At 72.2% G+C, this 19062-nt stretch carries 17 protein-coding genes; 12 read left to right on the top strand and 5 right to left on the bottom strand.

Annotation, left to right across the window (positions count from 1 at the left end):
* Positions 1-328 precede the first annotated feature (328 nt).
* Positions 329-1174: a PaaX family transcriptional regulator C-terminal domain-containing protein gene (locus ACSNOD_RS15270; RefSeq protein ID WP_436767462.1), complete on the bottom strand. Its 846-nt coding sequence runs from the start codon at positions 1172-1174 to the stop codon at positions 329-331.
* A gap of 35 nt (positions 1175-1209) precedes the next feature.
* Positions 1210-1845 carry a GNAT family N-acetyltransferase gene (locus ACSNOD_RS15265; protein WP_436767460.1) on the bottom strand — a complete coding sequence of 212 codons (636 nt, stop codon included), beginning with the start codon at positions 1843-1845 and terminating at the stop codon, positions 1210-1212.
* Between the two features lie 161 nt (positions 1846-2006).
* Here ACSNOD_RS15265 and ACSNOD_RS15260 point away from each other — a divergent pair, with 161 nt between their 5' ends.
* The 7 genes from ACSNOD_RS15260 to ACSNOD_RS15230 all read left to right on the top strand — a co-directional run bounded on the left by ACSNOD_RS15260 (position 2007) and on the right by ACSNOD_RS15230 (position 8363).
* Positions 2007-3026 carry an alpha/beta hydrolase family protein gene (locus ACSNOD_RS15260; protein WP_436767459.1) on the top strand — a complete coding sequence of 340 codons (1020 nt, stop codon included), beginning with the start codon at positions 2007-2009 and terminating at the stop codon, positions 3024-3026.
* A gap of 192 nt (positions 3027-3218) precedes the next feature.
* Positions 3219-4121 carry a GHMP family kinase ATP-binding protein gene (locus ACSNOD_RS15255; RefSeq protein WP_436767458.1) on the top strand — a complete coding sequence of 301 codons (903 nt, stop codon included), beginning with the start codon at positions 3219-3221 and terminating at the stop codon, positions 4119-4121.
* Positions 4118-5215: a DMT family transporter gene (locus ACSNOD_RS15250; protein ID WP_436767457.1), complete on the top strand. Its 1098-nt coding sequence runs from the start codon at positions 4118-4120 to the stop codon at positions 5213-5215. Before ACSNOD_RS15255 ends, ACSNOD_RS15250 begins: the two co-directional genes overlap by 4 nt.
* Positions 5212-6171 carry a pyridoxal-phosphate dependent enzyme gene (locus ACSNOD_RS15245; protein WP_436767456.1) on the top strand — a complete coding sequence of 320 codons (960 nt, stop codon included), beginning with the start codon at positions 5212-5214 and terminating at the stop codon, positions 6169-6171. The genes ACSNOD_RS15250 and ACSNOD_RS15245 overlap by 4 nt, the downstream gene beginning before the upstream one ends.
* Positions 6168-6908, top strand: coding sequence for an alanine--tRNA ligase-related protein (locus ACSNOD_RS15240; RefSeq protein ID WP_436767455.1), 741 nt, complete (start codon positions 6168-6170; stop codon positions 6906-6908). Before ACSNOD_RS15245 ends, ACSNOD_RS15240 begins: the two co-directional genes overlap by 4 nt.
* Entirely contained in the window at positions 6901-8127 is a 1227-nt protein-coding gene (locus ACSNOD_RS15235) for an aminotransferase class I/II-fold pyridoxal phosphate-dependent enzyme (RefSeq protein WP_436767454.1), read from the top strand. The genes ACSNOD_RS15240 and ACSNOD_RS15235 overlap by 8 nt, the downstream gene beginning before the upstream one ends.
* A gap of 95 nt (positions 8128-8222) precedes the next feature.
* Positions 8223-8363 (top strand): chaplin family protein, encoded by a 141-nt coding sequence (locus tag ACSNOD_RS15230; protein WP_436767453.1) that lies wholly within the window; start codon positions 8223-8225, stop codon positions 8361-8363.
* 151 nt (positions 8364-8514) lie between these two features.
* Here the strand turns inward: ACSNOD_RS15230 and ACSNOD_RS15225 are convergent, their stop codons facing one another.
* Both ACSNOD_RS15225 and ACSNOD_RS15220 read right to left on the bottom strand, forming a co-directional pair.
* Positions 8515-9846 carry a phosphatase PAP2 family protein gene (locus tag ACSNOD_RS15225; RefSeq protein ID WP_436767452.1) on the bottom strand — a complete coding sequence of 444 codons (1332 nt, stop codon included), beginning with the start codon at positions 9844-9846 and terminating at the stop codon, positions 8515-8517.
* A 246-nt stretch (positions 9847-10092) separates the two neighbouring features.
* Positions 10093-10866, bottom strand: a complete 774-nt coding sequence (locus tag ACSNOD_RS15220; protein ID WP_436767451.1) for a TioE family transcriptional regulator — start codon at positions 10864-10866, stop codon at positions 10093-10095.
* Between the two features lie 119 nt (positions 10867-10985).
* On the opposite strand from ACSNOD_RS15220, the gene ACSNOD_RS15215 reads away from it, so the two are divergent.
* Both ACSNOD_RS15215 and ACSNOD_RS15210 read left to right on the top strand, forming a co-directional pair.
* The gene (locus tag ACSNOD_RS15215) at positions 10986-13370 is read left to right on the top strand and encodes an ATP-binding cassette domain-containing protein (protein WP_436767450.1); all 2385 of its coding nucleotides are present in this window, start codon (positions 10986-10988) and stop codon (positions 13368-13370) included.
* Between the two features lie 149 nt (positions 13371-13519).
* Positions 13520-13756, top strand: a complete 237-nt coding sequence (locus tag ACSNOD_RS15210; protein WP_436767449.1) for a hypothetical protein — start codon at positions 13520-13522, stop codon at positions 13754-13756.
* A 27-nt stretch (positions 13757-13783) separates the two neighbouring features.
* Here ACSNOD_RS15210 and ACSNOD_RS15205 read toward each other — a convergent pair whose 3' ends face one another.
* Positions 13784-15148 (bottom strand): MFS transporter, encoded by a 1365-nt coding sequence (locus ACSNOD_RS15205; protein WP_436767461.1) that lies wholly within the window; start codon positions 15146-15148, stop codon positions 13784-13786.
* A gap of 87 nt (positions 15149-15235) precedes the next feature.
* On the opposite strand from ACSNOD_RS15205, the gene ACSNOD_RS15200 reads away from it, so the two are divergent.
* The 3 genes from ACSNOD_RS15200 to ACSNOD_RS15190 form a co-directional block, all read left to right on the top strand.
* Entirely contained in the window at positions 15236-15982 is a 747-nt protein-coding gene (locus tag ACSNOD_RS15200; RefSeq protein WP_436767448.1) for an AraC family transcriptional regulator, read from the top strand.
* A gap of 86 nt (positions 15983-16068) precedes the next feature.
* Positions 16069-16581 carry a hypothetical protein gene (locus tag ACSNOD_RS15195; protein WP_436767447.1) on the top strand — a complete coding sequence of 171 codons (513 nt, stop codon included), beginning with the start codon at positions 16069-16071 and terminating at the stop codon, positions 16579-16581.
* Positions 16578-19062 (top strand): hypothetical protein (locus tag ACSNOD_RS15190; protein ID WP_436767446.1); only part of this gene is annotated, 2485 nt, incomplete at its 3' end. The genes ACSNOD_RS15195 and ACSNOD_RS15190, both read left to right, overlap by 4 nt.

Below are 19062 nucleotides of genomic sequence, written 5' to 3'. Positions count from 1 at the left end.
CCCCCACCCCACGGAGGAAAGCCGGCATGAACCGCCGAACCCGTCTGCGTACCGCCCTGGCCTCGACGCTCCCCACCCTCCTCGCCGCCCCCGTCTGCTGCCTCCTCGCCGCGGCCGGCGCGCTGCCCTGGGACGTCCTCCTGGCCCTGCCGATCGCGCTCGCCGCACACGCCGCCGTCACCTTCGTCCGCCTGCGCCCGGGGCGCCGTGCGGTTCCGCGGCCGGGACGCCAGCTGGTCACCGCCCCCATCGGTGCCCCCACACCTTCAGCGACCCCGACAGCGAACAGGACGCCCGGAAGGGGACTCGCGCGGTGCCTCACCCATGTTCACTGCGCGGCACGGTCCGCGACTTCTCGGGTGATGTCGGCGTAGAGGCGGAAGAGGGCCGGGCGGGCTTCGCCGTGTTCTCGGTGGTGCAGGGCGGCCCAGCACCGGGCGATGAGCTCCCGGGCCTGGGTGCCGGGCCATGGCTGGGGCAGGAGTTCAGGCGGCAGGAGCGGGTCGAGTTCCATGGCGCGGGTGAGTTCGGCGGCCAGTTCGACCGCGATGGTGAGGAGCGCGGAGGGGGAGAGCCGGTCGGAGCCGGTGAGCCGGGCGAGCCGGGGCCGGGTGAGGCGGCTGAGCCGGTGGTACCGGTCGGCGATCTCCCGCAGGGGCCACAGTCCGCGGGCGAGTTCGGCGGGCTCCTGGGTGGCGCCCCTTCGCAGGTCCGTCGTGGTGAGGAGGGTGAGCGCGCCATGGGCGCCGAGGCGGTGGGCCGCTTCTTCGACGTACGGTTCCCACGCGTTGGCGCAGACGTAGAGCCCGCCCTGGAGCGGGGCACCCCCGAGGTGGACGAGGGTCTCGCGCAGGGAGTCCCGGGCCGTGCGCGCCGATTCGGGCACCGCGAAGGCGGCCAGGTGCCAGACACCGTCCCAGGGCGCGAGCCCGGCGTCCTGCTGGAACGCGTGCCGGAGGAAGTCGGCGTTCGGGGCGAGGGTGCGCGTGGTGTCCTCGGTGGCGTGCAGTGTCGCCTTGCGTCCTCGGCCCTCGTGGGTGAACCGGCCTTCGGCCACGAGGCGTTTGATGCACAGTCGCACCTGCTGGTCGCTCATGCCGAGGGTGTCGGCGACGGTGTACAGCTCGTCCGCGCCGACGGTGCCGTCCTCGCGGATGAGCGCGTGGACGAGCATGCGGGTGGGGACCTCGATGTGGTCCGTCTCGGTGCTCACGGCCTTGCCGTTCCCCTCGTTCCGACGGGGCGGTGCATGGTGGTCACCGCGCCGAAGCCCATCAGCCCGCGCAGGTAGGGCGTGTGCTCGGTCCGTACGGCCGTGAAGCCGCGCCGCTCGTACAGGGCTCTGGCGCGCGGGTTGCTGTCGATCACGTCCAGTCTGATCTCCCGGCAGTCCTGCTCCGCCGCGACGGCGGCCACTTCCTCGATGAGTAGGCTCCCGACGCCGCGGCCGCGTAGCCCTGTGTCCACGGCGATCCCGTCCATGACGAGCTGCCCGGGGGCCGGCTTGCGTTCGAACAGGGCGAGGAGCAGGAGTCGGTGCAGCCCCCGCAGGTGCCCGTACGCGCGCAGTACGGCGGCGGCCGATCCCCCGGTGAGAGCCCGGCCGCCGAGCTGATAGCCGGCGAGGCCGACGAGCTGCCCGTCGAGGAGTGCGCAGACCGCGCGGTCGGCGTTCAGGTGGGCGGCGATGAAGGGCACCGCCTTGTCCGGCGGGTTGAGGGCGGGCCCCAGTTTGCGGCCGAAAGCGTCCCAGTACAGCTCGGCCGCCCGCTGCTCGGCTCCCGCTGGAACGCCCCGCCGTATCGTCACCGGCCCCGTGCCGGAACCCGTCGCGTCCAGTCCCATGTCCGTGCCCCCTCTTCATCGTCCAGCCTCTCACCAAAACTATCACTCTTCCTACGGTCGTGCCCGTGGTGATAGTTTCGGTGTCGCGTCATCCCCAACAGAGGCGGTCAGATCTCATGTGCCCGAAGGCCCGGTCCCGAAGGCGCGGGCTCCGCGCCGCCGTGTGGACACTCGTCACCGTCCTGGTCGTGGCCGGCGGCCTCACCGGTGCGGTGCTGACGCGGAACTCCTACGACATGGACGTGCGGCGGGTCTCGATCCGCCACGGCGGCCACACCCTCAACGGCGTGCTCGCCACCCCCAAGGACGGCCGCGAGCGTCATGGCCTGGTCGTGTACGTCCACGGTGACGGCCCCGTCGACGCCACCCACGACGACGGCTACAAGCCCATCTGGGAAGCGAACGCCAAGGCCGGGTACGCCTCCCTGTCCTGGGACAAGCCCGGCGTCGCGGGCGCCCCCGGCGACTGGCTCGACCAATCCATGGACGACCGGGCCGACGAGGTGGTCGCGGCCATCGCCTGGGCGCGCGCTCGCCCGGACATCGACCGCGACCGGATCGGGCTCTGGGGCGCCAGTCAGGCGGGCTGGGTTCTGCCGAAGGTCGCCGCCGTGACGCCGGTGAGCTTCGTCATCGCCGTCTCGCCCGCGATCAACTGGCTCCAGCAGGGCCGCTACAACCTCCTCTCCGAGCTGCGCGCCGACGGCGCGTCGGCAGCCCGCACCCAGGCCGAGATCGCCAGGAGCGACCACACCCGCAGGCTGCTGGCACGCCACGCGACCTTCGAGGAGTACGTCGCGGCGATGGGCGGGGACGCGAACGGCATGACCGCCGATCGCTGGGGCTTCATCTCCAGGAACTACACCGCGGACGCCACGGAAGACCTCCGCGCCCTGCGCGGCGTACCCGTATTGCTGGCCCTCGCAGGCCACGACACCAACGTGGACGTCGCCGACACGGAGCGCGGCTACCGCAGGGTGCTGGACGGAGGCGGGGCATTGACGGTCAAGCGGTACCCGGACGCGGCCCATTCACTGCTCAAACGGTCCATCGAGCAGTCGGACCTCAAGACCGCGCTCACCGCGCTCTTCTCTCCCCGTTCGCTCTTCGCGGCCGGATTCCTGGACGACCAACGGCAGTTCCTGAAGGACATCGGCCGAGGCGACAGCGCCACTCCATGACTTTTCCGCAAGGTCGGCCATGGCGTGCGGTGGCGCCGGACCGGCAGCGCAAAACCGGCCGAAGCATGTGATTGTGGATCACGGGAACGCGGCAACACCGGACAATTACCACCCCCCAAATGTTTATTTATGTAATTCAAAAGGAGATCTTGGGGTTGTCGCGATGATCTCCGGGGCGGTACAACTACCCTCATGCCCGCCCACATCGCTCGCTCGATCCACGGTGCCTTCGGAGAAATACTCCAGGGATATACCATCGGGCCGAGCGGATTTGAACATTTCCTCTTCACCGCGCCGGTGGAAGAACTCCGCTGTCAGGCCAGGCTGAAGCGCGAAGGAATTCCCTCGACGGCCGCACTCACCGTCAGTCCCGCCGACCGCGTCAAGGCCCTGCGCGCCTACGACATGCTCAGTGCCGACCTGCAGCGGCCCACCCGCGGTGCCGCCATCGAGATCCGGTCGAACATACCCGTGGCGAAGGGGTACGCGAGCTCGACGGCCGACATCCTGGCCGCCGCTCTCCTCTGCGTGGCCGAGGCGTTTCCCGGCACCGCCGAACCCGTCGCCCACGCGCTGGCGCTCTCCGTGGCCCGCCGCCTTGAGTACGGCGACTACCTGCTGCACCCCGGCATCTCGTCCTGCCACCAGCGCTCCCAGACCCTTATCGCCAAATACCACACCGACCTGCGGTGGACCATCGTGGGCGTGGACGAGGGCGGTTATGTCCGCACCGAGGAATTCCACCGGGAAGTCCCCGAGGACCCGGGCAAGGCGAGCGTCTACGAGCAGCTGTTCCGTGAGCTCGACGCGGCGCTGCTCGCCAACGACGGCGAGGCCGCCGCGCGCATCGCCACCCGCAGCGCCGAGTTGCACAACGACCGCCTGCCCAAGAAGTCCCTGGACGACCTCCGGGCCCTCCAGAAGAATTTCGGCGCCCTGGGGATCTGCGTCGCGCACAGCGGCACACTGGCCGGCCTCATCTTCTCCAGGCACCAGCCGGAACACGACGCCCGGGTGAGGGAGTGCCGCGACGCCCTCGACTCCCTCGGCCACACCAGCAGCACGTTCACCCTGAAGGAAGCGAAGCGTCCATGAGCCGTGCGACAGCGTCACCGAACCAGGACAGGGCTCCGGAGGTCGCGACCGAGCGAAACGACGGAGCGGCCGACACCCCGACCGGCGGCGCGGCCGGCAGCGCGCCCGCCGCCCAAGGGCGCGGCCGCTACCAGCTCATGGTGCTGGCCGCCGTCTGCTGCCTGGCCCTCGGCGGGGTCTTCGTCAGGGTCAGCGAAGTCGGCCCGGTGGCCTCGGGCGCCTACCGCTCCCTGTTCGCCGCGCCCATGCTGCTGGGCCTCTCGCTGGCCGCGACACGCCGCTCCACGACGCGCCGCTCCACGACGCGCCGCTCCACGACGCGCCGCTCCACGACGCGCCGCTCCGCAGCGGGCAAGGACAAGCTCCCCGAGCACAAGCCCTCCGAGCACAAGCCGGCCCGCATCAGCACGCGGGACAAGTGGATCATCGCGCTGGGCGGTCTGTTCCTCGCGGGCGACCTGTGCCTGTGGAACATCTCCTTCCTCTACACCTCGCTCGCCGAGGCGAACCTCCTGGCCAACCTCGTCCCCTTCATCATCGCGCCCCTGTGCTTCTTCCTCTTCGGCGACCGGGTGACGGGCAAGCTGGTCTTCCCCGCGCTCCTGGCGCTCGGCGGCCTCTACGTCCTCGTCATCCTCGGTACGGGCCTCGACGCGGACCACCTGCGCGGCGACATCCTCGCGCTGGTCACCGCGGTGTTCTACGCCCTGTTCCTGGTGGTGGCCAAGGGACTGCGCGAGCGTCACGAGGCGACACGCATCATGGCGAGCCTGAGCCTGGTCTGTGCCCTCGTGTGCTTCGCCGTGGCGGCCGTGATGGGCGAGAAGATCTGGCCCACCACCCTCCGGGGCTGGTTGCTGCTCATCGGCCTGGCGGTCACCTCGCAGGTGCTCGGCCAGACGCTCATGGCCCACGCGGTCAAGTTTCTTCCGCTGCAACTGGCGGCGCTGTTCGTCCTGTTGCAGCCCGTGGCCGCGGCGGTCTACGGATTCGTCCTGTTCGACCAGCACCTCAGCCTGGTGCAGATGGCCGGGATCGCCATCCTCCTCGTCTCCATCTTCTGGGCCAAGAACCTTCTGGAAGGCCGAAAGTGAACCACCGCGAGCTGCCGGACCCCTACGAGGTCATCGAAGAGTTCAGCCGGCTGACGACCCTCGACTGCGGTGCCCTGAACGAGGGCGGCCTGCGGCTGCGCGCCATCCACGGCAGCCCGGCCACCGAGACCAGCTTCAAGTCGATCCTCGGGCTCGGACTGCTGCTCCTCGCCCGCGAACAGGGGCTGCTCGGCGAGGGGCAGACGGTGATCGAGTCCACCTCCGGCTCCCTCGGCCTCGGCCTGGCCGTCGCGGGGAGGATGATGGGGCACTCCGTGCACCTGGTGTCCGACCCCGGCATACCGGAGGTCACCCGCATAAAGATCGAACTGGCCGGGGCCACCCTGCACATCGCCGAGAAGCCGCACCCCGTACTCGGTTTCCAGCAGGCCCGCGACGACCTCCTGCGCGCGCTCCGCGAGGAACACCCCGACTACTACTGGACCAACCAGAACGACAGCCCGCTCAACCCGGAGGTCTACACCCGCTGGCTGGTGCCGCACCTGATGCGCACCCTGGACTTCTCCCGCATCGTTGCCGGCGTCTTCTGCGTGGGCAGCGGCGGCCACTTCTCCGCGCTGTCGGCCATGCTGGAGGCCAAGGGCATCCCCTCGTACGTGGCCGACCGGCTGGGATCGATCACCTTCGGCGGACAGCCGGGAGCGAGCATCCTGCGCGGCACGGGCAACCAGAACCGCGTGCCCGCCGTCATCGAGGCCGCCCGGTCCCGAGTGGCCGGTGTCTACGAGGTCTCGGACGCGCAGGCCTGCGCCGCGGTCAGAGAGCTCGCCTGCCGCGGCATCAGCGTGGGCGGATCGTCCGGCGTGTGCTACGTGGGCGCCCGCCGACTGGCGGCCGATCTCGGACCCGACACCGACGGGGAGATCCTCACCTTCTTCGCCGACCGCGGCGAACTCTACGGCACCACACTTCTGAATCGCGGAGAGAACGCATGATGCACGCCGCCCTGTGGAGCTCCTGCCCTCCCACCGAACAGCTCTACCACGACGATCCGTACGGCACGACGGCCACCGCCACCGTCCTCTCGGTCAGTGGCCACCACGCCGTCCTCGACCGGTCGATCTTCTACGCGGAGTCCGGTGGGCAAGTCGCCGACCAGGGCACGATCGACGGCGCGCGCGTCATCGACGTCCAGAAGGCCGGCGGGCGGCCCTTCCAGCTCCCCAACGGCGAGGTCGCCACCATCGAGTCGGTCTTCTGCCACGAATTCGCCGAGCCCTGCGCGCTCACCGTGGGCCAACAGGTCTCGATGGAGATCGACTGGGACCGTCGCTTCCGCAACATGCAGATGCACACCCTGGCGCACTTCCTCTTCCACGCCACGGGCGAATGGCTGGAGGCCAACGGACAGACCCGTTCGACCCGCGGCTGCCACATCAGCGACAGCTCGGCACGCTTCGACTTCGGCTGCCCGATCCCCAGCGAGGCGGTGGCCGCCATCCAGGCACGCGTCACCGAACTGCTCGCCTCCTCCCCGGAAGCGACCGTGAGCGTGCTCCCCGGCACGCACGACGTCTTCGTCTGGCGCTCGGGAGAACTGGAGATCCCCTGCGGTGGCACCCATGTGAACCACCCCAAGGAGATCCAGGGGACCGTCACCGTCCGCCGCCGCACCAAGGGCAGGAACGGCACCCGTCTCTACGTCGAGCTCGACCGTGACACCCATGACTGACCCCCGCCCGCGGGAGGAGCCGGCCTTCATCGGGGACGCGGCCCTCCTGCGCCGGCGCCGCACCTTCAAGTGGCGGGCCGGCGACGGCCGACCGGACCGGCTGTGCCTGGGGGTGGCCGAAATGGACCTGTACACCCCCGCCTTCCTGCGCGAGGCCCTGGACGGCGCCCTCCACCTCGGCGAACTGGGCTACGGACTCTGCCAGGAACAGGAGGAGGCCTGCGAGAAGTACCTCTCGGAGCACCACGGCGCCTCCGTCGCGGGCCTGCGCGGCACGACGGACGTCCTGGCCGGACTGCGGACCGTGCTGCGCCTGGATCTGCCGCCGGGCAGCCCGGTGATCGTCGAAACCCCCGTCTTCGGCGAGTTGTTCACCGTGATCCGGGAGGCGGGGCTCACCCCGCTGCCCGTACCGCTGCTGCGCGACGCGCGAGGCTACCGGCACGACTGGTCCGCCCTCGGCGAGGCGGCCACGTCCGGAGCGCGCGGCTGGATCGTGTGCCAGCCCCACAATCCGGTGGGGCGGTGCTGGACCGAGGAGGAGCAGGCGCGGGCGGTGTCCCTCGCCCTGGAGCACGACCTGCTGCTCCTGGCCAACGAGGTGCACATCCCGCTGGGCCTGTCCCGGCAACCTCGGTCGGCGTTCGCCGACCCCGCCATCCACCGGGCGCGGTCCTACGGCTTCACCTCCGCCTCGAAGGCGTTCAACACCGCCGGCCTCAAGAGCGCGACGGTCTACGCCTCCGACCGCTCGGCGGCCGCGCTGGCCGCGATGCCGCAGAGCCTGCTCGGCCGCCCGGGAAGCCTCGGCGCCATTGCGACCGTCGCCTGCTACGACCAGGGGACGGACTGGCTGCGTACCCTGCGCGGCGCGCTCGCCGACCGCGTACGGCAGGTCCTCGACGAGCTCGCCGCACTGCCACTGGCGGCCGAGGCGGCCGTACCCGACAGCACCTACCTGGTGTGGGCCGAGTTCCCCCGCGGCGACGACGCCGTGCGATTCGGCGAGGCGGTCGCCGCGAGCGGCGTCCACCTGCTCCCGGGCCCGGGGTTCGGCGGACCCGACTTCGCCCACTGCTTCCGCGTCAACGTGGCCGCCCACCCCGAGGTGATCCGCGAGGCGTTCGCCCGCATACGAACGGCTCTCCGCCCGACGGCAGCCGGAGCGAGCCGCCCGCCCTGCGCGCGGCGGACCGTGACGCGCTCCCCGTTCGGGTGATCAGCGCATGGTCATACGTGGGGTGGGGCATGCCTCGGGCGGCTCGAACCAGTCGTCGAGTCATAGCGACTGCCCTGACATGAGAGGGAGTTCCCATGCGCCGCATCGCCGCCGTGATCCTCGGTACCGCCGCGTTCCTCGGCATGCTGACCGTACCTGCCAGTGCCTGTGGCAACACGGTCAGTGTCGTCGGGGTGCTGAACCCGACACACGGCAACTACTGCGTCAACACGTGAGGCCGCGGCCCTGGCGTGGTGCCGCTCAGAGTGCTCAGCGGCACCACGCCACGGCGCGCAGCGTACAGAAGCCCCCCGGGCGCGGCCGATCCGCACGGCCCGTGCGCCCCCTCCCGCGCCGGGCGGAGAGCCGCGCGCGATGCGACGAGACTCACACCAGTTCGGGTTGCGGTTCCGGGTGCCGCGCCCGGGGGGCTTCCGGTTCCCACTGCTTGGTGGTTCGTATGTAGACGCGGATCACCGAGGCCATCGCCAGCAGGAGAAGCGGTCCGAAAACCCACGGATATTCGGCCATCTCCATCGGCAGATAGCGATACGACACCAGGAGCGCGGCGAAGACCGCCGCGCCATAGGTCACCAATTGAATTCCCGACTGGTCCCACCCGCGTTCGTGCGCGCGCAGACCGGCCTCGATCGTCAGCACGAACACCACGCCGGCAACGAGATCCACGCCGTAGTGGTAGCCGAAACCCAGGGTCGCGCCGAGCGTGGCAATCAGCCAGAAGGTGCCCGCGTAGCGCAGAACGCGGGGGCCCTTGCGGGAATGAATGAAGATCGCGGTGGCCCACGCCGTGTGCAGGCTGGGCATGCAGTTACGAGGGGTGATCTCGTCGTACGGCATCGGGTGCGGGATGTCGATCGGCGGCGGCGTGTGCGGCCACAGGTTCGCCAGGGCCCAGGGCTCGCCGCCGGTGCCGAAGGCGCCCGTGCCGTAGGCGAAGACCGGCCCGACCACCGGGAAGATCATGTAGATGGCCGGCCCGAGGAGGCCGATGACCAGAAAGCTGCGCACCAGATGGTGGCGCGGGAAGCGGCGCTCGGCCGCCACATGGCGCAGCTGGTACAGCGCGACGACGACCGCGGCCACCGCGAGCTGGACGTAGACCCAGTCGAGAACGTGGGCGCCGACCGGGCCGGCGGCCTCGACAGCCCGGCCCACCAGCCACGACGGGTTGCCCAGCGCGTGATCGGCGGTCGCCACGTACTGGTCGAGCACCATCGGGCGGGTCTTCGACGTGATCAGCAGCCAGGTGTCACCGGTCTTGCGGCCGGCCACCAGCAGCAGGCCCAGCCCGACGCCCTTCAGCAGCAGGGTCCGCTCCCGCCCGGTGCGGCGCGTGAGGGCGATGACCGCACAGCCCAGGATCACCCACAACGCGCCGTTGCCGAAGGGGTGACCGCCGGTCCTCTCGACGCCGGCCGCCCATCGCACCAGCAGGAAGACGATGTCGATGCCGACCGCGACACCGGTCGCGATGAACCGTTGCCGCCAGGTGAGCACCACCATCATCAACGCCATGCTGGCGTACAGCAGCGGCCCCGATTTCGGCGCGGATATCACCTCTTTCGCCTGGTTGGCGATCGGCCCCGGCAGGCCGTAGTGACGGGCCGCGATCTCCAGCGCGACGAGGAATCCGAGGACCACCACAGCCGCCGTGCCCCACAGCACCGCCCGTGGGCGACGCCACCCGGCGAATGTCATTCTGCGGTTTATTCGTGAAAACACCCGCGATGATATAGGTATCAATTGTTTGGCCGATTTGTGAGATATGGGGTATGGGTCACTCTTCGCGCCGGACAGCGTGCTTTTCCGGTGAAGGACGGGCGATGGCGGTGCTCGTCCCGAGTCGGATCATGTTATCGGAGTGGTGTGGGTGGGTTTCGCGGGTCATGGGCGGCGAGAAGATCGTTTCGATCCCGTGGGCAGCCGGGTTTCGGCCCGCGCGATTCAGCCGCCTCGCGCGTCTCCGAGCCGCGGATCGTCGAGCCGCGCGTCGTCCCGTACGCGGAGGTACTCGGCGAGCTGTCCGGCGGCGGTGAGCATGGCGCGGCCGCGGGCGGCGAGTCGTTGCCGCCAATCGTCGAGCGAGCGGGCGAGCGGCTCGGCGCCGCCGGCGCCGCGGACCTGCCGGAGGACCGTGGTGACGTGGTCCAGGGGGCAGCCGCCGCGTCTGAGCATATGGGCGAGCTCGGCGTCGCGGACGTCGTCCGCGGCGTACTGGCGGTGGCCGGTACGGGGGTCGCGCGCGGGCGTGAGCACCCCGGCGCGCTCCCACTTCCGCAGGGTCGCCGGCGAGACGCCGAGACGGTGAGCGAGATGGCCGATCGCGAGAGGGCGCTCGGGGACATCGGCGGCCCGGGGCCGGCTGAGCGCGTCGACGGTGGCCTCGACGGCGTCGAGCGTTTCGCGGTCGCGGAGCAACTGGGCGTGACTGCGGTCGATCGCTCGTAGCGCGGTGTCCAGATCCCCGCGGTTGACCGCCAGCATGACCTGACCGCTGGTCGCGTAGCCGTGCGCGGGTATGAGAGCCAGATAGGCGCGGAGAGCGTGGACGTGCACGGTCGAGTAGCTGCGGTAGCCGCTGGGCGTGCGCTCGGCCGGCGGGATCATTCCGCCGCGCTCGTAGTTGCGCACCGCCTGCGTGGAGATCCCATGCTCCCGGGCGAGGTGCACAGGGCGGTACCGCTCGCCTCCGACCTGCACAGCGGTTTGAAGCTTCACGCCCTCTTCCTCAGGTCAGCGGCCGTCCAAGGTTTCATCGCTGGTCCAACGATACGGTGGAAGTCATGGCTTCGACCTCTTCAGCTTCCGCCACGTCCTCAACGTCCCCGACGTCTCTGATGCATACGGCCACGAGGACGGGGACGCAGGTGTCCGCGCTGCCCGTTGCCGACAGCCACGATCTGATTCGCGTGCTCGGCGCGCGCGAGAACAATCTCAAGGACGTCAGCGTCGAGATCCCCAAGCGCCGGCTGACGGTGTTCACCGGGGTTTCCGGCTCGGGCAAGAGCTCGCTGGTGTTCGACACGATCGCCGCGGAGTCGCAGCGGCTGATCAACGAGACGTACAGCGCCTTCGTGCAAAGCTTCATGCCGACGCTGGCGCGGCCCGAGGTCGATGTGCTCGACGGGCTGACGACCGCGATCATCGTCGACCAGCAGCGCATGGGCTCCGACCCCCGCTCCACCGTCGGCACGGCCACGGACACGGGCGCGCTGCTGCGCATCCTCTTCAGCCGGCTCGCCAAGCCGTACATCGGCAGCCCGAAGGCGTTCGCCTTCAACGTGGCCTCGGGCGAGGCGTCGGGAACCCTGGTGGTGGGCGGGAAGGCCGTCGAGAAGCACGTCAGCGTCGTCGGCGGCATGTGTCCGCGCTGCGAGGGCCTGGGGACCGTCTCCGACATCGACCTCACCCGGCTCTACGACGACACGAAGTCGCTCGCGGACGGGGCGATCACCATCCCCGGCTGGAAGGCGGACGGCTGGATGGTGCAGTCGTTCACCGAGTCGGGCTTCCTCGACCCGCACAAGCCGATCCGCGACTACACCGCCGAAGAACTGCACGACTTCCTCCACCGGGACCCGGTCAAGGTCAAGGTGAAGGGCATCAACGTCACCTACGAGGGGCTGATCCCCAAGGTCAGGAGGTCGTTCCTGTCCAAGACCAGGGAGTCGATGCAGCCGCACGTCCGCGCTTTCGTGGACCGGGCGGTGACGTTCACGACCTGTCCCGAGTGCGGGGGCACCCGGTTGAGCGAGGCGGCCCGGTCCTCGAAGATCGAGGGGATCAGCATCGCCGACGCGTGCGCGATGGAGGTGCGCGATCTGGCCGCGTGGGTGCGCGGCCTGGACGAGCCGTCGGTGGCACCGCTGCTGGGTGCGCTGCGGCACGCCCTGGAGTCGTTCGTGGAGATCGGACTCGGCTATCTCTCGCTCGACCGGGCCTCGGGCACGCTCTCGGGCGGCGAGGCGCAGCGGGTGAAGATGGTGCGCCATCTCGGCTCGGCGCTCACCGATGTCACGTATGTCTTCGACGAGCCGACCATCGGGCTGCATCCGCATGACATCCAGCGGATGAACGATCTCTTGTTGCGGTTGCGGGACAAGGGCAACACGGTGCTGGTGGTGGAGCACAAGCCGGAGACGATCGCGATCGCCGACCACGTCGTGGACCTGGGGCCGTTGGCCGGTACGGCCGGTGGTGAGGTGGTCTTCGAGGGCACGGTCGACGGCCTGCGGACCAGCGGCACCGTCACCGGCCGGCACCTGGACGACCGGGCCGCCCTCAAGGAAAGGGTCCGCACGCCCACGGGCACGTTGGAGATTCGCGGCGCGTCGGCGAACAACCTGCGCGATGTCGACGTCGACATCCCCCTCGGCGTGCTGACCGTGGTCACCGGGGTGGCCGGCTCCGGCAAGAGCTCCCTGATCCATGGCTCGGTGGCCGGACGCGAGGGCGTGGTGGTGGTGGACCAGGCGCCGATCAGGGGCTCACGGCGCTCGAACCCGGCCACCTACACCGGGCTGCTCGACCCCATCCGCAAGGCGTTCGCCAAGGCCAACGGCGTCAAGCCGGCGCTGTTCAGCGCCAACTCAGAAGGCGCCTGCCCCGCCTGCAACGGCGCCGGGGTCCTCTACACCGACCTGGCGATGATGGCCGGCGTCGCCACCCCCTGCGAGGAGTGCGAGGGCAAGCGGTTCCAGCCCTCGGTCCTCGCCCACCACCTCGGCGGCCGGAACATCAGCGAGGTCCTGGCCATGCCGGTGACCGAAGCCGCCGAGTTCTTCGCCACGGGCCCGGCGCGCACGCCGGCCGCACAGGCGATCCTCACCCGTCTCACCGACGTCGGCCTGGGCTACCTCACCCTCGGCCAGCCCCTGACCACCCTCTCCGGCGGCGAACGGCAACGCCTCAAACTCGCCACCCACATGGCCACCAAAGGCGGCATCCACGTCCTGGACGAGCCGACCACCGGCCTGCACCTGGCCGACGTCCAACACCTGCTCACCCTCCTGGACCGACTCGTCGACTCCGGCACCACCGTCATCGTCATCGAACACCACCAGGCGGTCATGGCCCACGCCGACTGGATCATCGACCTCGGCCCCGGCGCCGGCCACGACGGCGGCCGCATCGTCTACCAGGGCACCCCCACCGACCTCGTCACCACCCGCCCCACCCTCACCGGCCACCACCTCGCCACCTACCTCCACGCCACGCCGTAAGGTCCGACCGTGCCACGGCGCGGCCGGTGGTCGGGTGACAGCGGGCCCAACACGCCGCTCGGACTCCGCGCCGGGGGCCCCGGCGCGGCACCCTTGGTCCGGCGCAGCGCGCCGGACACCCGCATGACGATCCGACGGAGGTGGCAACGATGGCCGGATTCCTCGACCGGGCCAGGGAGCAGGCCCAGAACGCCCTCAACCAGGGCAGACAGAAGGTGGACGAGGTACAGGCCCAACGGGCCGGGAACGATCTGCTGAAGAAGCTCGGCGCGGCCTACTACGCGGAGCGCCGCGGGTCGGGGACGCCGCAGGCGACCCAGGACGCCCTCGGCGCCCTGGAAGCGCATATCGCGACGCACGGGGACGACTTCCTCCGCGGGGCCTGATCGGTGGTTCACCCGGGGGCCGGCCGCTCACCGGGCCGGCGCCTCCGGTTTTGACGCCTCCGGTTCCGCCGGCGTCTGCCGTGCCGCCGGTGCCCGCTGCTCCGTCGGAACCCGCTGTTCCGCCGCCTCCAGTTCCTCGGGCTCGTGAAGCGTGCGCAGGAGGAGCCACCCCAGCGCGGGCAGCGCGATCAGCGGCGCCAGCGCCACCCGCAACGACGTCGCGTCGGCGAGCGCGCCGATCACCGGGCTGGCGAGGCCGCCGACGCTCACGGTCAGCCCCAGCGTGACTCCGCCGGCGGTGCCCACGCGCCGGGGCAGATAGTCCTGGCCGAGGGTGATGTGCAGGGAGAACGGCACGTACAGCCCCGCCGCGGCGAGCGCCACGCACCCGTAGAGCAGCGGGCCGGGGACGAGGACGACACCGGCCACGGCGAGGACGGACAGCGCGTAGGACCACCGGACGACCGGGAGCCGCCCGTAGCGGGTGGCGAGCCGGCCACCGGCCACGGTGCCCACCGCGCCGCCGAGGTAGAGCACGAAGAGCGCGGCCGTGCCGGCGGCTTCGCCGACGCCGGCGCGCTCCCGCGCGTACAGCGAGATGAACGTGGCGAGGCCGATGACCACGATCGAGCGGCACACGATGGCGCCCGTCAGTTTCCCGAAGGACGCCCAGTCGTCCCGGGGCCGGGTCCCCGCCTCGACGGTACGTTCCCCGGCCCCGCCGGCCGCGCCACCGTCTCCGGCCAGGGGTCCCGCGCCTCCGCCGGCCCCGCTCGCCGGTGCGCCGACCACCGCAGCGGCCGAAGCCTGGGCCTTGCCCTGGCCCGAAGCCGAAACCGGAGCAGCAGCCGGGACCCGCACCGGAGCCCCGGCGCCCCGCAGCGCCGCCACACTCAGCGCCGCGCCGGCGACCGCCGGCACGACCAGCAGCGGCGAGGCCCCCAGTCCACCCGTGGCGACGACGGCGGACACCAGCAGCGGCGCCGTGGCGAAGCCGAGGTTGCCGCCGAGGGAGAACCAGCCCATCGCCGTGTGGCTGCCGCGGCTCGCCCTCCGGGCGACGCGCGCGGCCTCCGGGTGGTACGCGGCGACGCCGATCCCGGACACCGCCACGACCGCCAGCGTGACGGCGTAGGAGCCGCCGACCCCGGCGAGCGCCACCCCCGCGCCGCCGAGCAGCGTGCTCACCGGCAGCAGCCACGGCATGGCCCACCGGTCGGTGAGGGCACCGAACAGGGGCTGCACCACCGAGGAGAGGAGGGACGCGGCGAGGACGACGCCGGAGGCGGCGGCGTAGGTGTAGGCGCGCTCGGAGACGAGGAACGGCACCAGGGCGGCCACCGCGCCCTGGTAGACGTCCACACAGGCGTGCCCCAGGGACAGCAGCACCATGGGCCTGTCGCGCGAGATCCGTTTCGTCGGCACCTCCTCATCGTCGTCACCGGCCGCCCTGGCCCGCTTCCGATAACATGCCAATCCATGACGGGAATCCGCCACGCTCCGCAGGCCCCGACCCGCACCCAGGAGCTGGCGCCCGGGGAGAGCATCGACGCGCACCGTCACGACGACCACCAGATCGTCTACGCGGGCTCGGGGGTGGTGGCCGTCACCACCGACGCCGGCACCTGGTTCGCCCCCGGCACCCGGGCCATCTGGGTCCCCGCCGGCTGCGTCCACGCCCACCGCGCCCACGGTCATCTGGCCCTGCACCTGCTCGGGCTGCCCGCCGACACCAACCCGCTCGGCCTGGACGCGCCGACCGTCCTCGCCGTCGGGCCGCTGCTGCGCGAGCTGATCCTCGCCTGCACCCGTGGCCCCCAGGACGACTCCCCCGAGCGGCGGCGGCTGCGCGCGGTCCTCCTCGACCAACTGCGGGCCTCGCCGCGGGAGCCGGTCCGCCTGCCCTCCCCCACCGACCCCCGTCTCGTGGCCGTGTGCGAGCTGCTGCACCACGATCCGGCGGACCCGCGGACGCTGGCCTCCCTGGCCGCCGCGGCCGGCGCGGGCGAGCGCACCCTCAGCCGCCTCTTCCGCCGCGAGCTGGGCATGACGTTTCCGCAGTGGCGCACCCAGTTGCGCCTCTACCACGCCCTGCGCATGCTGGCCGACGGCCTGCCGGTGACCGCGGTCGCCCACCGCTGCGGCTGGTCCTCCACCAGCGCCTTCATCGACGTCTTCCGCCGCGCGTTCGGCTGCACCCCCGGCGCGCATCAACGCGACCCCTGAGGCGGTACGTTGACCTGACGGCGGTCGGCCGGCCGCCACAGGGGTGGGAGGAGACCCGCGTGTCGGACCCTTTGTCGTTACTCGCCATGACCGGTGCCAGCACCATCGTCGCCGCCATGGCCACCAGCGCCTGGGACGTGGCCCGCGACCGGACCGTGGCGCTCTTCCGGCGCCACGGCGACGCCGGTGACGACGTCACCGGCGGCAGCGGCGGCAGCGGCGGGACGGACGCCGGTCAGGGGGCCACAGCCGTCCAGGGCGACGCCGTACGGGCCGAGTTGGAGGCGTGCGCCGCGTACGTACAGGTCGCCGCCGAGCCGGAGGACGCCCGCGGCGCGCAGGCGCGGCGCTGGCACGCGCTCCTGGACGAGCTGCTGCGCCGCGACCCGGAGGCCGCCCGGGAGCTGGCGGTGCTGATCCAGGAGGTCCAGGGCCGGCTGAGATCCGAGCAGCCCACCTGGCAGCAGAGCGTGGCGGCCACCGCCGGCGGCTCGGCGTACGGCGCGCTGGGGCCGGGCAGCAGCGTGCACATCCACCATCACGCGCCGCCGCAGCCGCCGGCCCCCCGCCCCGCGGGCCCGGGGGAGAGCGGCTCGTGACGCAGCAGTCCGTACGGGCCGAGAACGGCTTCGCGTACGGGGTGGTCGGCGCGGACATCCACGTCTTCGGCGACGGGGTGCCGGTCTATCTGCTCCAGCGGTGGCGGGCCGCGCCCGCGCCCGACGACGCCTTTCTGCGCGAGGTGCCGAGCCGGATGCTCAACGCCCGGTTCGGCGTGGTGGAGTTCACCGGCCGCGCCGAGGAGCTGGCGGCGCTGCGGCGGTGGCGGGACGACGGCCCGCGGCTGGCCGTGCGGTGGCTGCACGCGCCGGGAGGCCAGGGCAAGACCCGGCTCGCCGACCGCTTCGCGCAGGAGTCGGCGGCCGACGGCTGGCAGGTGGTGACCGCCGTCCACGGCCCCGGCACCGTTCTTCCGCCGCCCGGCAGCCAGGACCTCGGCGCGGACGGTGAACGCCCCGGCGCCGGGACGCTCCTCGTGGTCGACTATGCCGACCGCTGGCCGCTGTCCCATCTGCTGTGGCTGTTCAGCAACGCGCTGCTGCACCGGCCCGACGGGCGCGCCCGCGTGCTGCTGCTGGCGCGCGGTGACGACCTCTGGCCGGCCGTCCGGGCCGCCCTGGCCAACCACCAGGCGGGGACGTCGGCCCAGTTCCTGCCGCCGCTGCCCGGCCCGGACCACGCGCACGGCGGCCCGGCGGACGAGGATGCCGACCAAGACGCCCCGCACGACGGCCCGGCGTACGAGGGTGCCGGCCCGGACCACGCGCCCCGCGGCGCGCCGTCCCCGCGCGCGGAGATGTTCACGGTCGCCCGGGACGGCTTCGCCGCCCGCTACGGCATCCCGTCCGCCGGCATCCCCGCCCCCGGGCCGCTCGACGGCCCGGACTTCGGGCTGACCCTGGCGCTGCACATGGCCGCCCTGGTCGCCGTCGACGCCCGCGCGTCGGGCCGCCGGCCACCCTCCGGCCTCGCCGGACTGACCGGCTACCTCCTGGACCGCGAACACCTCCACTGGGCGCGGCTCCACGGGGACGCGGGCCACGAGATCGACCCGTCCGGCCGGACGTTCACCACCCCGCCGGACGCGATGAACCGTACGGTCTTCGCCGCGGCGCTCACCGGCCCGCTGGCGCCCGCGGAGGGCCGGCACATCGTCGGCGGGCTCGATCTGCGGCTGCCCGCCGAGCGCGTCCTCGCGGACCACGCCGTCTGCTATCCCCCGGCCGACCCGGACCGGGACACCGTCCTCGAACCGCTCTATCCGGACCGGCTCAGCGAGGACTTCCTGGCGCTCAGCCTCCCCGGGCACCGGGCCGAGTACCCGGCGCGGGAGTGGGCGGGGCCGACCGCCGGCGCCGTCCTCACCGCGTCGACCGGCCCCGGGCCGGGCAGTTGGGTGCCGCGCGCCGTCACCTTCCTCGTCGCCGCCGCCCAGCGCTGGCCGCACGTCGGCCCCGGGCATCTGTTCCCACTCCTGGCTGCGGCCCCTCGGCTCGCGGTCGCCGCCGGCAGCGGGGCGCTGGCGGGCCTGGCCGCGCTCGACGACGCCCCCGCCGAGCTCCTCGAAGCCGTCGCCGCGCACTTCCCGCCCGCCCAGCGGCCGGACGTCGACCTCGATCCGGGCATCGCCGCCGTCTGCGTACGGCTGCTGCCGCACCGGCTGGCCCGCGCCGCGCACGCCGGTGACCGGGCCCGGGTCCGGCACGAGCTCGGCATCCGGCTGTACCACGCCGGGCGGCTGGCGGAGGCGGTGGCCGAGTCCGGGGCCGCCGTCGAGCTGAACCGGTCGATCGACCCGGCCGGGTTGGCCACCCCGGAGCTCGCGGCGGCGGTGCGGCGCAACCTCGCGGTGGGCCTGAAGTCGTACGGCATCCGGCTGGCGGCGGTGGGGCGGCGCGCGGAGGCGCTGGCCGCCACGGAGGAGTCCGTGGCCATCCTGCGCGAACTCGCCGCGGACGACGAGCGGTTCCTGCCGGAGCTGGCGAGCGCGCTGCTCAATGTGGGGCGCGGGCTGTCGCGCGCCGACCGCTGGGAGGACGCGGCCGAGGCGGCGCGGGAGTGCGTGGCACTGCAGCGGAGGCTGGCCGCGGCCGATCCCGCCGAGCACGAGCCGGACCTGTCGGCGGCGCTGGTGGCGCACGGCCTGTGCCTGGGACGGACCGGCCGGCCGGAGGAGGCGGTGGCGTCGCTGCGGGAGGGCGTGGCCGTCCTGCGCCGGCTCACGGCGGCGAAACCGGCCGCCTACACCCCGGCACTGGCCAATGCCTTGGGCAATCTTGCCGCCGTGCTGGCCCGTACCGGCAGTGCGGAGGCGGTGGCCGTGGGGCGGGAGGCGGCGGAACTGTACCGGCGGCTCGCCACGGCCAACCCGGCCTCGTACGAGAGCGCGCTGGCGAACGTCCTGGCCGGGCTGGGCCTGTGGCTGCTGGCGGCGAACGAGGGGGACGCGGCGGGCCTGACGCACCGTGACGCTCGACGGCGTGGCGCACCCGCTCCGCGTCCTCCGGGCGGCCCTCGGC

This window comes from Streptomyces sp. URMC 123 (assembly GCF_051386515.1).
GTDB lineage: Bacteria > Actinomycetota > Actinomycetes > Streptomycetales > Streptomycetaceae > Streptomyces.
The sequence above is the reverse complement of the archived record's forward strand: the minus strand, read 5'-3'. Positions and strand labels throughout refer to the sequence as shown.

What these genes read in the sequence shown, in the direction of transcription:
- ACSNOD_RS15230 (WP_436767453.1), top strand. Translation starts at nt 8,223, where the DNA reads ATGCGCCGCATCGCCGCCGTGATCCTCGGTACCGCCGCGTTCCTCGGC.
- ACSNOD_RS15265 (WP_436767460.1), bottom strand. Translation starts at nt 1,845, where the DNA reads ATGGGACTGGACGCGACGGGTTCCGGCACGGGGCCGGTGACGATACGG.
- ACSNOD_RS15215 (WP_436767450.1), top strand. Translation starts at nt 10,986, where the DNA reads ATGCATACGGCCACGAGGACGGGGACGCAGGTGTCCGCGCTGCCCGTT.
- ACSNOD_RS15205 (WP_436767461.1), bottom strand. Translation starts at nt 15,148, where the DNA reads ATGGTGCTGCTGTCCCTGGGGCACGCCTGTGTGGACGTCTACCAGGGC.
- ACSNOD_RS15200 (WP_436767448.1), top strand. Translation starts at nt 15,236, where the DNA reads ATGACGGGAATCCGCCACGCTCCGCAGGCCCCGACCCGCACCCAGGAG.
- ACSNOD_RS15225 (WP_436767452.1), bottom strand. Translation starts at nt 9,846, where the DNA reads ATGACATTCGCCGGGTGGCGTCGCCCACGGGCGGTGCTGTGGGGCACG.
- ACSNOD_RS15250 (WP_436767457.1), top strand. Translation starts at nt 4,118, where the DNA reads ATGAGCCGTGCGACAGCGTCACCGAACCAGGACAGGGCTCCGGAGGTC.
- ACSNOD_RS15210 (WP_436767449.1), top strand. Translation starts at nt 13,520, where the DNA reads ATGGCCGGATTCCTCGACCGGGCCAGGGAGCAGGCCCAGAACGCCCTC.
- ACSNOD_RS15255 (WP_436767458.1), top strand. Translation starts at nt 3,219, where the DNA reads ATGCCCGCCCACATCGCTCGCTCGATCCACGGTGCCTTCGGAGAAATA.
- ACSNOD_RS15270 (WP_436767462.1), bottom strand. Translation starts at nt 1,174, where the DNA reads ATGCTCGTCCACGCGCTCATCCGCGAGGACGGCACCGTCGGCGCGGAC.
- ACSNOD_RS15235 (WP_436767454.1), top strand. Translation starts at nt 6,901, where the DNA reads ATGACTGACCCCCGCCCGCGGGAGGAGCCGGCCTTCATCGGGGACGCG.
- ACSNOD_RS15240 (WP_436767455.1), top strand. Translation starts at nt 6,168, where the DNA reads ATGATGCACGCCGCCCTGTGGAGCTCCTGCCCTCCCACCGAACAGCTC.
- ACSNOD_RS15195 (WP_436767447.1), top strand. Translation starts at nt 16,069, where the DNA reads ATGACCGGTGCCAGCACCATCGTCGCCGCCATGGCCACCAGCGCCTGG.